The organism is Streptomyces sp. NPDC034085 (assembly GCF_055575555.1).
This window is the reverse complement of record NZ_JBVISL010000003.1, coordinates 234998-247333: the sequence shown is the minus strand read 5'-3', so window position 1 is coordinate 247333 and position 12336 is coordinate 234998. Positions and strand designations below refer to the sequence as shown.

Sequence of the window (12336 nt, the reverse complement as noted above, 5' to 3'; positions counted from 1 at the left end):
CGGCGGGTGCGCGGGCGATCGGACGCCGGCAGCGGTTCGCCACCCTTACCACGCAAGGGTATGGAAGTAAGGTCTCCGTTTATTCGGACTGGCTGGATATGATCGGCATCCTCAACCCCCCGGGGCCGTGTCGGCGGTTCCCCCTGCCCTCATCCCGGCCCGCTGCCGCCCCGCCCCCTCCCCGCCGCTCCCGAGGACCGATGTCTGCGATGGCACCCGAAGGTTCACCGAGCCCGCCGCCCGTCCGGCGCCGGCGCACCGTCCGCCTGCGTACGATGCTGGTCTGCCTGGCCGTCGTCCCGACCGTGGCGATGGGCACCCAGGTCGCCGTCACCGCGCATCGGTTGCTGGCCCAGTCGGAGCACCTGCGCGCCGACGTGGAGGCCGGCGAGCGGATCGGATTCCCGCTGATCAGGCTGATGACCGAGCTCCAGACCGAGCGGGCGATGACGGCGGCGCGCTGGGCGGGCTCCTCCGAAGCCGACGGCTCCCTGCCCGAGCAGCGGGCCGAAACGGACCGGGCGGCAGCGGAGTTCCGGCGCCTCGCGGGCACCGGCGACGACAGCGGCGCGCAGCACCCCGGACAGGGCGAGGGGCGCCTCGGCGCCGTGAGCGGGCGGCTCGACCTGCTGGCCTCGTACCGCAAGCGCGTGGACGCCCACAACGGCAGTGCCGAACAGGCGGTCGCGTACTACACCGGCGTGGTCGACGACCTCATACGCGCCTACCAGGATGAATTCAGCCACGCGCAGGACGCCGAACTCGCCCTGGAGAGCCGGCCCGCCGTCGCCCTGTTCTCGGCTGCCGAGATGATCGCACGCGAGGACACCGCCCTCGCGCTGGCCGGCCCCTCCCGCGAGCTGCCGGCCACCGGCTTCTCCGCGTTCCTCGACGCGGTCGGCGCCCACCGCTACCTGTACGGCACCTGGATCGTGCCGTACCTCCCGCCCGCCGAACTGGCGTCGTACGACAAACTGACCGGATCGGACGCCTGGCAGACCAAGCTCCGCATCGAGAACGCCGTCGTCGCCAACCACAAGGACACCGCCACCGGTGTGAAGCTGCCCGCCGACGTCGACGGCTGGCCCGCCGCACACCGCACCTTCGCGCCGCGGCTCGCCGCACTCAACACGGACCGGGCCCGGGGCGTGCTCGCCCACGCCGACGCCAAGGCCTCCCGGCTGGAGACCGAGGTCTCCTGGCTGGTCGGAGCCAGCGGCGGCGCCCTGCTGCTGGTCACCGCAGTCGTCGTCCTCACCACCCGATCGGTCCTGCGCCGGCTGAGCCGCTTGCACACCCGTACGGTCGCCATCGCCGAGGAGACCCTGCCCGAGGTGGTGGCACGGCTCCAGCGCGGGGAGGCCGTCGACCCGCAGGCGCTGCCGGCCGTGCGCGGACGCCAGGACGAAGTCGGCCAGATCGCCGACGCCTTCGCCCGGGTGGTCGCCGTCTCCGTCGACGGGCACCGCCGACTCGCCGCCGAGCGCCACGGCTTCGGCCTGTTCGCCTCGGGCATCGCCTCGCGCACCGGAAACCTCGTCAGCCGACAGCTGAGCCTGACCGAGGACCTCCAGGACACCTTCGGCCACGACGAAGCGCTCCTGGCGCAGTTGATGCGGTCCGACCAGCTGACGGTGGGGATGCGGCGCCAGATCGAGAACCTGCTCATCCTCGCCGGCGGCGAGGTCCCGGACCCGCACACCGAGCCGATGCGCGTCGCCGACCTGCTGCGCGAGGCCGCCGCGGAGGTCGAGGACTTCCGGCGGATCGAACGGCACGCACTGGACGAGGCGAGCGTGCAGCCGCACGTGATCAGCCAGATCAGCCACCTGCTGGCGGAGCTGCTGGACAACGCGACGCGGTTCTCGCCGCCGCGGTCCAAGGTGGTCGTCCGGGCCGAACTGGTCGCCGACGGCCTGTCGGTCGAGATCGAGGACCGCGGGCCGCGCGTGTCGCCCGCCGGGTACGAGGCGATGAACGAACGCCTGCACTCGGCGCCGCCGTACTCCGTCCTCGCGGAGAACGCGCACCGGCTCGGCCTCTTCGTCGTGGGCCACCTGGCCGACCAGCTCGACGCACGCGTCACGCTGCGGCGCTCGGTGTACGGGGGGACGGCGGCCGTGGTGATCCTGCCGGGCGGGCTGCTGGTGCCCGCCGCGGACGAAGCCGAACACGGACGGACGCCGGCGCCTGCGGAGCGGGAGCCCGCGCGTGGTCCCGAGCCGTCCGCCGTGCCCGGCCCGGCCCGCGCGCCCGTACGGGCGCTCCTGCCCGAGCCCGTACGCGAGACCGCGCCCGGCGCCGGCGCCCCGCCGGCCCCCGGCCCCGTACCGCTGCGGCCCGAGCGGACGCTGCCCGCCCGCCCCACGGCCGCCGCCGACGCGCGACCGGCCCTCCCCGAGCGCGTCCCGCAGACCCACCTCACCCGGCAACTCCGCGGGCCCCGCGCCCCGGAGCCGGCCGCCGGCCGGGACACGGAGACACCCGAAGAGGTGGCCGACGCCTGGGCCGACTACGAAGAGGGGACCAAGAAAGTGGAAGCAGAGCTCGGAGCGGACCAGCCATGACGACGACAGCCAGCGACATGATCTACGGCATCCTGGACAACAACCTGAGCAGGATCGCCGGCATCCAGGGAGCCGTGCTCCTGTCCAACGACGGGATCAAGCTCAGCGCGTACCTGCTGGAGCGGGACCAGGCGGAGCGCATCGCGGCCGCCTCCTCCGGGATCGCCGCCACCATGAAGGCGATATCCAGGGAGATCGCCGGCGGCCAGGTGATCCGCCAGCTGGTGGAGATGGACGACCGGTACCTCTGCGTCGTCGGGTGCGGGGAAGGCAGCACGCTCATCGTGGTGACCTCCCGCAAGGCACGGCTCGGAGAACTGGGCGGCGAGGCCGTACGGACCGCCCAGGCGCTCGGAGAGTGGCTGGGAACCCCCGAGCGCACTGCCGCGCCGACGTCGTAATGCCGGACGAGCCGCAGCGCCGCAGCCCTCGCCGGACACGGCTGTACGCGCTGACCGACGGCCGCACGGCCGCCGCCCCGCAGACCGTCCTCACCATGGACACCACCATCGTGGCGGCGGTCGCCGGGGACGACGCCCACACCGGACTGGCCACCGAATGGCGGGCCGTTCTCTCCCTGTGCGCGCCGCCCGGGGGAATGGCGGTCGCCGAGGTCGCCGCACGCATGCACATGCGCCTCACCCCCATGACGCTCCTCCTGGGCGAGCTCGCGGACCGCGGGCTGATCCACCACCGCCCGCCGCTGGAAGGCGCCGAGACCACCAATGTCCACCTGCTCATGAAAATCAGGGACAACCTTGCCCGGATATGACACTCCCGACGCTTCCGCCGCCCCGGAGGCGTCCCCTGTCAAGATCCTCATCGCCGGTGGATTCGGAGTCGGCAAGACGACCCTGGTCGAGGCGGTCTCCGAGATCGAGCCGCTGCGGACGGAGGAGCGCCTCACGAGCGCGGGAATCGGCGTCGACGACCTCGACGGAATCGAGTCCAAGACGCTGACCACCGTCGCGATGGACTTCGGCCGGATCACCCTCGCCGACGCCGGAGTCGTCCTCTACCTGTTCGGCACGCCCGGCCAGGAGCGGTTCTGGTTCATGTGGGACGACCTGCTGAAGGGGGCCCTGGGGGCCCTCGTGCTCGTCGACACCCGCCGCCTGGACCGCGGCTTCCCGGCGGTCGACTTCTTCGAGAGCCGGGGCCTTCCCTTCGTGGTCGGCGCGAACTGCTTCCACGGCGAACAGCCGTACACCGCCGAGGAGATCGCCGCCGCCCTGCGTCTGCGGGATCCCGCCACCCCGGTCCTCCTGCTGGACGCGCGCTCGCGCACGGACGTACGCGACTCCCTGCTGGCCCTGCTCGACGTGGTCATCGCCAACGCGGCGGCGCCGGCCGCTCCCTGAGGGGCCGGCACCCGGTCGCCGGCGGCAGGGGGGCGGTTCTCCGGACGGTGGACGCCGGCACTAGCGTGAGCGCCATGTACGAGATCAAGGGCGTGACGGCGACGCCAGGCGGGCGGATCACCGTCCGGTTCCACCAGCACGGCTACGTCGTCGAGCCGGACCGGCGCGCCGGCCGCACAGCCGACACCTTCCTCGGCGAGGGTGCCGGGTGCGTCACCGCCCTGGTCCTGCTCGCATCGGTCGGCCTCTACAGCCTGCTCCGCAAGACCGGAGCGCCGGAGACCGCCGTCACGGCCTGCCTCGTGGTGGGCATCGTCGCGGTCTGCTACGGGTCGCTCATCGCGCTCCTGCACTGGACCAGCGGGGTGATCGCGAACACCGTGCTCTTCCTGCTCGTCGTGGTGACCTCGCCGGCGCTGCTGATCCCGGCCTACCGGCGCGCCGTGCGGCGCCGCTGGGGCGGCGGCGGCCCGGAGACCGAGCCGGGCTGGGTGCCCGCCGGAGCCCTCACCGGCGTGTGGCACCAGCCCGACCCCCGCGCCGGCAGCGTGGTGACGGTCCAGCACAGGGACGGCTCCGTCATCGCCCACGTCCCCCCGCCGGACAGGGCCCGCGACCTGTACGAGCACTTCCACACCCTGCTCCACACCCCCCACCCGCCCCACCCGGGCTACCACCCCGCCTGACCCCGCCCACGGGGGACCCGGCCGACGGGGATCACGCGGGGTTCACCCGGTCGGCGACGTGTGGGTGCCCGTATGGGGTCAGGCGTCGCGGATCGTAGCGAACCCGTGCAGAACGGGTGAGGGGCAGGTGTGCAGCCCGTGAGGCGGCCCGGGAGCGCGATCGGACGGCGTTCGCAGAGCGCAATGCCCTCATTGCGTGGATATTCTGGGACATGTGATCGAGTCTGGACGGCCGCGGCACCGCCGGCGCCCCGGCCGGGGGAGGTTCGTGCGGCTGTCGCCGGTCATCCTGACCGTCGTGATCGCCAGCCTGGCCTACGCCACTCCGCCGGAGATGGCCTTCAGCCGCCTCCTGCCCGCGGCGCCGGCCCTGGCCGCCGCCATGTGGCCGGTGCTCCCCACCGTCCTGCTCGGGACGGTCTGCCTCCTCCTCATGATCGGCCTCAGCCTCGTCTTCCCCGACCTGGGGACGTGGTGGACGGCCGCGGGGATCATCGCGGTCACCGTGGCCGCCGCGTACGGCAGCCACCTCCGCCTCCAGCGCGAGCGCACCCTCTTCCAGGTGCGCCTCGTGGCCGAGGCCGCGCAGCAGGTGGTGCTGAGCCCCATGCCGCGCCGCCTCGGGAAGGTCGAGATCGAGTCCCTCTACCTCGCGGCCGCGGCGGAGGCCCGCATCGGCGGCGACTTCTACGAGGTGGTCGACACCCCCTACGGGGTCAGGCTGCTCATCGGTGACGTGCGGGGCAAGGGCCTGCCGGCGGTGGGGGCGGCCGCGGCGATCGTCAACGCCTTCCGGGAGGCGGCCTACGACGAGGCCGACATGGTCAGCGTCGCACGCAGGCTGGACGCCAGCAGCACCCGCTACAACGCGGCCTTCCCCCCCGAGGGGCCGATGGAGCGCTTCGCCACCGCCCTCCTCGTGGAGATCCCGCACGAGGGCGGGCGCCTCCACATCCTCAACTGCGGCCACCCCCCGCCGCTGCTCCTGAACCGCGGGGGACTCCGCGTCCTCGAGCCCGCCTCGCCGTCACCGCTGCTCAGCCTCGCGGAGCTGATCGGCGAGCACTACAACGTCGACACGTTCGACATCGCCCCCGGCGACCTGCTGCTCCTCTACACCGACGGGATCGCCGAGGCCCGCGCCCGCGACGGCGAGTTCTTCCCGCTGGCGGCCTGGATGCGCGGGCAGCACCGGACACTGCCCCGCGACCTGCTCACGGCGCTGCACGGCGACCTCGTCCGCTACAGCAAAGGCCGCCTTGACGACGACGTCGCCGCCCTCGCCGTACGTCTGAGCCCCGAGCCCTGAGGCCCGCGGGCGCGCCGCGCGCATGCCCGTCGCGGGGCCGGGTACGACCTCTCCGGTACGGGTGGCCGTGGAGCGACCCGCGGACGAAAGGGTAGGGGAAGTGATCCGAAAGCTGCAGGCCGTCGCCCTGGACTGCGCCGATCCGGTACGGCTCGCGCAGTTCTACGCGGAACTGCTCGGCGGGCGGGTGGTGGCGGACCCGGGGGACCCCGACTGGGTCGAGGTGCACGGCTTCGAGGGGACACCGCTCGCCTGCCAGCGGGTGGACGGCTACCGGCCGCCGGAGTGGCCCGGTCAGCAGTCCCCGCAGCAGGTCCACCTGGACTTCGACGTGGACGACCTCGAAGGGGAGGAGAAGCGGGCGCTCGCCCTCGGCGCGACCGTGCTGGAGCGGACGGACCAACTCCGCCCGGAGGCCAACTGGCGGGTCTACGCGGACCCGGCCGGCCATCCGTTCTGCCTCTGCCTCCACTGACCCGGCGGCGCCGCCCCGCCCGCGCCGCCGATCCGCCCGGGACGGCTATCCGTTCAGGCGCAGCCACAGGAGGAACAGCCCGAACAGCGCCAAGCCCCCCGAGACGAGGCCCATGACGGCGTGGTGGATCAGGGGGGACCACGTCCCGCCCGATCCCATCACGGTGGCGGTCCTGGCCGGGTCGACCGGCCGGTACCGGACGGTCACGACCTGCCCCTCGGCCATCAGGAAGGCGTCCTCCTCGAACTCCACGTACTGCCCGTCGAGGGTCGTGAAACCGTACACGTGGTGCCAGTGCGTTCCGCCGTCGTTGCCGTCGGTCGCGTACACGCGCACGCAGCGACCCTCCACGGCTGTTCCGCTCACCACGGAGCGCAGCCTGCGCAGGAGCCGGCCGACCACGACGACGCAGAGGGTTCCGCAGCCGAGCAGCAACAGCAGGCCGATGAGTATCTCTGTCATCAACGCAGGCTAGGTACTCCCCGGCTCAGCCGGAAGGGGCCTCCCGGCTGCGGGCCGCCCGGGCCTCCGATCCTGACTCCGGCGGCAGTTGTTCCGTTCGGGGGTGATGGACGGCGGAAACGGGGGCAGGGGCGGCCCAGGGGGAAGAGCTCCCCGGGCCCGGGTGGGTACAGCCCCGGCCGTTCGAGAGGAAGGACGCTCCGTGTCCAAGGTCGAAGAGTCCGTCGAAGTCGATGTCCCCGTCCGTACCGCGTACGACCAGTGGACGCAGTTCGAGACGTTTCCCCGCTTCATGGACGGCGTGGAGCGCATCGATCAGCGCACCGACACGATGACCCACTGGGTCGCGAAGATCGGGGGCGTCACCAAGGAGTTCGAGGCGGAGATCACCGAGCAGATCCCCGATGAGCGGGTGGCGTGGACGACGCTGGGCGGCGACGTCCGGCAGGCCGGCGTGGTCACCTTCCACCGGCTCGCCGACGCGAGGACGAAGGTGATGCTGCAACTCGACTACGACCCCGACGGCTTCGCGGAGAACGTCGGCGACAAGCTCGGGTTCGTCAAGCGCCAGATCACCGGCGACTTGAAGCGGTTCAAGGAGTTCATCGAGGACCGCGGCCGCGAGACCGGTGCCTGGCGCGGGCAGGTCTGACCCGTCTCCGCAACGCCCGGGGGCCCGGCACCGTGCGCGGGTGCGGGGCCCCGGGGCGGGGCCGGCGGACGAAGCCGGGGGGCGTGACGCCACCCCGGCTTCGACGCGTCCGAAAGCCCCACCGCCCCTGCCCGGCCCCGGCGTTCACCCCCGCCGAATCCGGACCCGCCCGCGCGCTGTCAATACCGCAGACCACAAGGACCGAGCCCATGGTGCGTGACACTCCGTCACAGACCGCTGCATCACCGCTGGATACGATCCCCGAAGACGGACGGCCGCAGCGGGACTTCGGCACCGGCGGACCGGTCCCGGCCGAGCCGGTCGCCACCCTCGAAGCGGAACCGTCCGCCGTCATCCGGGACGAAGAGACCGCACGCCTGCGCACCGTCGCGGCTGCGCCCCCTCCTCGACCGACCCACTCCCAGCGGAACGGACACCCTTCGTGAGCCTTCGCCCGATCGAGCCCAAGCAGCGCGGCTTCCTCATCGTCAACTCCCACCCGGAAGGCGCCGCACAGACCGTACGCCGCACATGGGAGGCGATCCCCGCCCGCACCGACGGCCGCCGCCCCGTCGCGCTCGTCCTCGGCCACTCCGCCGGCTACGGGCTGGCCGCGCTCCTGGCCGGCCTGCGCCGGCACGGCATACGCGGCGTGGGTGTCGCGTACGAAACCCCCGACACCGGCCGCCGTACCGCGAGTGCCGGCTGGTACCGCACCGCGGCCGCCGCCCGGCTCGCCGCCGAGGCCGGGCACGACATCCGCTTCGTGAACGCCGACGCGTTCTCCGCCGAGGCCAAGGCCGAGGTCGCGGACCTGCTGGAGCAGCACTACGGTCCGGTCGACCACCTCGTCTACAGCCTCGCCGCCCCCCGCCGCACCGACCCGGCCACCGGGGAGACCCACCACTCGGTGATCAAACCGCTCGGCGCCGCCTACGAAGCCCCCGCCCTCGACTTCTCCGGGGCCGTCCCGGCGGTGTCCCGGCACCGGATCGAAGCCGGCACCGAAGACGAGAAGCGCGCGACGGTCGGCGTCATGGGCGGCGACGACTGGGCCCTGTGGGTGCGGGAGCTGGCCGCCCGCCGGCTCCTGGCGCAGGGGTTCACCACCGTCGCCCTGACCTACGTCGGCTCGGAGGTGACCGCGCCGGTCTACCGGCACGGCACCATCGGCGCCGCCAAGGCCCACTTGGAGCGGACCGCCCGCGACCTCGACGCCTCCCCCCTCCTCAAGGAGAAGGACGGGCGGGCGTTCACGGTCGTGGCGGGTGCGGCCGTCACCCAGGCCTCCAGCGCGATCCCCTCCATCGCCCTCTACACCGCCTTCCTCCGTACCGTCCTCGGCGACCGCGGTTTCCGCTCCACGGCCGAGCAGGCCTGCGCGTTGTGGGACCAGCTGGAGGGCCGCACCCCGCTCGTCCTGGACGAGGAGGGAAGGATCCGGCTCGACGGCTGGGAACTCGACGCCCGGGTGCAGGACCGGGTGCGGGAGCTGTGGGCCGATCCGGAGCGCGGACTGGAGGCCTCCCGGTCGGGCGCCGACTGGTTCATGGGCCAGGTGAAGGGCTTGTACGGCTGGGGCGTCGGCGACGTGGCGTACGGCCGGCCGGTCGAGACCGACGTCCCCTGGCCCACCCGTCCGTGACCCCGCCCACCGGGCCGAGACCCGGGCCACCCGCCGCCCCTGGCCCGGGCCCCACGCGCCGGGCGGGGCGGCACACCCGTGGCCCACCCCTCACATTTGGGACGATGCCGCAGTTTGAGCACATCTGCGTCTCACGGATCGTTGGTTACTTCTGAGTCACCTCCTTGATCAGGTACCGTCCGGAACCGCTCGATCCGATTGCACGCCCACGCCCGCTTCGAGGACCCAATGCCTGCCAGTGAAGTCCCTGCCCTCAAGGCCCATCGGGGGTCCCGCCACCTGAACGCGGCCACTGTGCGGTCCACCCGCCACCGGCCGGCGCGCATAGCGGGCGGAGGAGCTCTGGCCCCTTGAAATTCCGAATCAAGCGCCCGGACAGCAGCACATCCCCCTTCCCGCACCCCGAGGCGCCGGCCCCCGACGTGCACACGGCCGCGCCCGAGGCCGCCGCCGAGGCGCCCTTGTCGGCGTACGAGATCGAGCTCATCCGCACCTCGGTCTCCGTGGTCGAGCCACTCGCCGAAGAGATGACCGTCTACTTCTACGCGATCCTCTTCGCCCGCTTCCCCGAGGTCCGGCCGATGTTCCCGCCAGGCATGGACGCCCAGCGCGGGCGCCTGCTCCGCGCGCTGCTGCGCATCGTGGACCTGGTCGACGACCCGGAGAGCCTCGTCCGCTTCTGCGGACACCTCGGCCGCGACCACCGCAAGTTCGGCACGCTCCCCGCTCACTTCCCCGCCGTGGGCGAGTGCCTCCTCGCCTCCCTGGCCCGCTATGCCGGCCCCGCCTGGACCCAGGAGATCGCCGCCGCCTGGGCCAAGGCGTACGGCGTGGTCGCCGACGTCATGATCAGCGCCGCCGAGCAGGACGCGCGGGTACGGCCCGCTGTGTGGCCCGCCACGGTCGTGCACCTCCTGCGGCGCGGGCACGGCATCGCCGAGGTCACCGTGCGCCCCCACCTCCCCTACGCGTACGCCGCCGGGCAGTACGTCAGCGTCGAGACCCCCTGGTACCCCAGGCAGTGGCGCTACTATTCCCCCGCCAACGCGCCCCGCGAGGACGGCACCCTCACCTTCCACATCCGCGCGGTCCCCGGTGGCACGGTCAGCGAGGCACTGGTGCACCGGGCGGTGGTGGGCGACGTACTGCAACTGGGCGCCCCCATGGGCGACATGGTGCTGGAAGCGGCCGCCTTCGACGACCTGCTCTGCGTGGCCGGCGGTACCGGGCTCGCACCGATCCGGGCGCTCGTCGAGGAGGTCGCCCGTCGCGGCGGGCGCCACCAGGTCGACCTCTTCCTCGGCGCCCGCACCGGTGCCCAGTTGTACGGCGTGGACGACATGCTGCGGATGTCCCAGAGGCACCACTGGCTGACCATCAGGGGCGCGGTCTCCCACGAGTACGTGCCCGGACTGCGCGGGTCCCTGCCGCAGGTCCTGGCCGAGTACGGGCCCTGGTACCAGCACGACGTCTACCTCAGCGGGCCCGTGCCGATGGTCGTCTCCGCCAGGGAGACCCTCACGCTCGGCGGTACGCCGCCCGACCGCATCCACCACGACCCGTTCGAAACGCCCGTCCTGGCCAGGCCCTGACCCCCGCACCTCCGGTCAGGCCCCGCCCCCGCCGGGCCCCTTGCCCCGTCCGTCCCTCCTCCCTCCTCCCTCACCGCCATGCCAGGAGAGCCGCCCCGTGACCTTGCCCCCGCCGCCCTTCGGATCAGCAGGCGAACACCTTCTGCAGCAGCAGCTGGGCACCGCCGACCGCGCCAACAGGTTCTACGACCAGCAGGTGCGCCCCTGCCTCACCTCTCGGATGCGGGAATTCATCGGCCGCCAGTCCATGGTCTTCCTGGCCACCTCCGACGCGCGCGGGGAGTGCGACGCCAGCTTCCGGGCCGGGCCGCCCGGGTTCGTCCACGTGATCGACGAACACACCCTGGCCTACCCGGAATTCCGGGGGAACGGCGTGCTCGCCAGCGCCGGCAACATGACGGAGAACCCGCACCTCGGCATGCTGTTCGTGGACTTCTCCCACGATCACGTGGGCCTTCACGTCAACGGCGTCGCCCGCCTGTACACGGACGCCGACCTCCGCTCGCTCCACCCGGGCCTGCCGTCCGGCACCGCTCCCGGGCGCACCCCCGAGATATGGATCCACCTGAGCGTCGAAGAGGCCTACATCCACTGCTCGAAGTTCATACCCCACCTGGTGCCGGCCCCCCGCCCCACCGCGCACGACCCGGCCCGCCCGAAGGACGTGAACTACTTCACCGGCCCCCGGCACGCCGCCGACCGGCCCGGCCAAGTACCGGGGACTATCCGTCAGTAGGCCCCGGATGTGCCGCGTCGGAGAGTTCCCGCCCGGCGCTAGAGGGTGTTGAAGGAGTCCCGGGCGGTGAAGTGGTACAGCCCGACCTTCGGGCGGGCGACGGTGCCCGGAGTGGTGAGCGGCAGGCTGACGCCGTCCGCGTTCGGCATGTGGCCCGGGTCGGCGATGATGTTGATCTCGTCGGCGACGGGCCCGTCGCCGCCCGACGGGTTGAGGTCCACGGCCGCGTACGTGGTGGCTCCGGGCCGTACCGGGTGGGCGGGCGCGCCGCCGAGGCCCTCGGGGGGCGTCGCCTGGATGCCGAGGGCGGCGTCCTTGGCGCTGAAACCGACGGCCGGGTGGAAGTCGAGCCCGCACGTGGTGGAACCGTTGTTGGTCACCGTGATGATGCGGACCGTGGCCGGGAAGCCCTGCGGCGAGGTGACCTTGACGGTGAGGTTCCGCGCGGAGCAGGGGTGGGTGTAGGCGTAGCTGTCGTCGGTGGTCGCCCCGTCGGTGCCGCCCGTGGCGGTGGCGTTCGGGCCGGCCTGGGTCGGGCCCGCGGTGGCCGCCGGTGCCCCGGTGGGGGCCGGCGGCGGAGTCGCGGCGGCCCCGGAGGCCGCCGCGGTGTCCGGGCTCGTCGGGGGTGCCTTGGGCGTCCCGCCCGCGGCGTCGGCGCCCTCACAGGCGGTCAGGGCCAGGGCAAGCCCGACGAAGGTGGCCAGGGCCGCGGAACGGCTCCGGTGGATGTGCATGGTGGAACTCCCCGTGTCGTGCGTTCGGGGCGGAAGCCGCCCGAGAGGGAACCACTATCACCCGAACGGCTCGCATCCCGGGCATCCGCGCCGATCATCCGTCAGCGGGATCCGGCG

General features: G+C 73.0%; 13 protein-coding genes. 11 read left to right on the top strand and 2 right to left on the bottom strand.

The window, feature by feature from the left end:
- The first annotated feature begins 209 nt into the window (after positions 1 to 209).
- The 7 genes from ACZ501_RS11420 to ACZ501_RS11390 all read left to right on the top strand — a co-directional run bounded on the left by ACZ501_RS11420 (position 210) and on the right by ACZ501_RS11390 (position 6398).
- Positions 210 to 2567, top strand: a complete 2358-nt coding sequence (locus ACZ501_RS11420) for a sensor histidine kinase (RefSeq protein ID WP_468794340.1) — start codon at positions 210 to 212, stop codon at positions 2565 to 2567.
- Positions 2564 to 2968: a roadblock/LC7 domain-containing protein gene (locus tag ACZ501_RS11415; RefSeq protein WP_361604540.1), complete on the top strand. Its 405-nt coding sequence runs from the start codon at positions 2564 to 2566 to the stop codon at positions 2966 to 2968. Before ACZ501_RS11420 ends, ACZ501_RS11415 begins: the two co-directional genes overlap by 4 nt.
- Entirely contained in the window at positions 2968 to 3339 is a 372-nt protein-coding gene (locus ACZ501_RS11410) for a DUF742 domain-containing protein (protein WP_361604543.1), read from the top strand. The genes ACZ501_RS11415 and ACZ501_RS11410 overlap by 1 nt, the downstream gene beginning before the upstream one ends.
- Entirely contained in the window at positions 3326 to 3928 is a 603-nt protein-coding gene (locus ACZ501_RS11405; RefSeq protein WP_361604546.1) for a GTP-binding protein, read from the top strand. The genes ACZ501_RS11410 and ACZ501_RS11405 overlap by 14 nt, the downstream gene beginning before the upstream one ends.
- A gap of 74 nt (positions 3929 to 4002) precedes the next feature.
- Positions 4003 to 4614 carry a hypothetical protein gene (locus tag ACZ501_RS11400; protein WP_468794338.1) on the top strand — a complete coding sequence of 204 codons (612 nt, stop codon included), beginning with the start codon at positions 4003 to 4005 and terminating at the stop codon, positions 4612 to 4614.
- Between the two features lie 214 nt (positions 4615 to 4828).
- On the top strand, positions 4829 to 5923 hold the full coding sequence (locus tag ACZ501_RS11395; RefSeq protein ID WP_468794336.1) for a PP2C family protein-serine/threonine phosphatase: 1095 nt from the start codon (positions 4829 to 4831) through the stop codon (positions 5921 to 5923).
- Positions 5924 to 6023: 100 nt separating this feature from the next.
- Positions 6024 to 6398, top strand: a complete 375-nt coding sequence (locus ACZ501_RS11390; RefSeq protein ID WP_468794334.1) for a VOC family protein — start codon at positions 6024 to 6026, stop codon at positions 6396 to 6398.
- Between the two features lie 45 nt (positions 6399 to 6443).
- On the opposite strand, the gene ACZ501_RS11385 is transcribed toward ACZ501_RS11390, so the two are convergent.
- Positions 6444 to 6860 carry a DUF3592 domain-containing protein gene (locus tag ACZ501_RS11385; protein WP_361604558.1) on the bottom strand — a complete coding sequence of 139 codons (417 nt, stop codon included), beginning with the start codon at positions 6858 to 6860 and terminating at the stop codon, positions 6444 to 6446.
- Positions 6861 to 7062: 202 nt separating this feature from the next.
- Here ACZ501_RS11385 and ACZ501_RS11380 point away from each other — a divergent pair, with 202 nt between their 5' ends.
- From ACZ501_RS11380 to ACZ501_RS11365, 4 genes are all read left to right on the top strand, one after another.
- Complete coding sequence (locus ACZ501_RS11380; protein WP_361604561.1) at positions 7063 to 7512, top strand: SRPBCC family protein; 450 nt, start codon at positions 7063 to 7065, stop codon at positions 7510 to 7512.
- 442 nt (positions 7513 to 7954) lie between these two features.
- Positions 7955 to 9157 carry an enoyl-[acyl-carrier-protein] reductase FabV gene (locus ACZ501_RS11375; RefSeq protein ID WP_361604564.1) on the top strand — a complete coding sequence of 401 codons (1203 nt, stop codon included), beginning with the start codon at positions 7955 to 7957 and terminating at the stop codon, positions 9155 to 9157.
- A 350-nt stretch (positions 9158 to 9507) separates the two neighbouring features.
- The gene (locus tag ACZ501_RS11370) at positions 9508 to 10749 is read left to right on the top strand and encodes a globin domain-containing protein (protein WP_362455206.1); all 1242 of its coding nucleotides are present in this window, start codon (positions 9508 to 9510) and stop codon (positions 10747 to 10749) included.
- A gap of 97 nt (positions 10750 to 10846) precedes the next feature.
- On the top strand, positions 10847 to 11485 hold the full coding sequence (locus tag ACZ501_RS11365; protein WP_468794332.1) for a pyridoxamine 5'-phosphate oxidase family protein: 639 nt from the start codon (positions 10847 to 10849) through the stop codon (positions 11483 to 11485).
- Positions 11486 to 11523: 38 nt separating this feature from the next.
- Here the strand turns inward: ACZ501_RS11365 and ACZ501_RS11360 are convergent, their stop codons facing one another.
- Entirely contained in the window at positions 11524 to 12219 is a 696-nt protein-coding gene (locus tag ACZ501_RS11360) for a DUF4232 domain-containing protein (RefSeq protein WP_468794329.1), read from the bottom strand.
- Positions 12220 to 12336 lie beyond the last annotated feature (117 nt).

Excerpts from the sequence above, each read along its gene's own strand:
- ACZ501_RS11420 (WP_468794340.1), top strand. The coding sequence starts at position 210 with ATGGCACCCGAAGGTTCACCGAGCCCGCCGCCCGTCCGGCGCCGGCGC.
- ACZ501_RS11415 (WP_361604540.1), top strand. The coding sequence starts at position 2,564 with ATGACGACGACAGCCAGCGACATGATCTACGGCATCCTGGACAACAAC.
- ACZ501_RS11410 (WP_361604543.1), top strand. The coding sequence starts at position 2,968 with ATGCCGGACGAGCCGCAGCGCCGCAGCCCTCGCCGGACACGGCTGTAC.
- ACZ501_RS11400 (WP_468794338.1), top strand. The coding sequence starts at position 4,003 with ATGTACGAGATCAAGGGCGTGACGGCGACGCCAGGCGGGCGGATCACC.
- ACZ501_RS11385 (WP_361604558.1), bottom strand. The coding sequence starts at position 6,860 with ATGACAGAGATACTCATCGGCCTGCTGTTGCTGCTCGGCTGCGGAACC.
- ACZ501_RS11360 (WP_468794329.1), bottom strand. The coding sequence starts at position 12,219 with ATGCACATCCACCGGAGCCGTTCCGCGGCCCTGGCCACCTTCGTCGGG.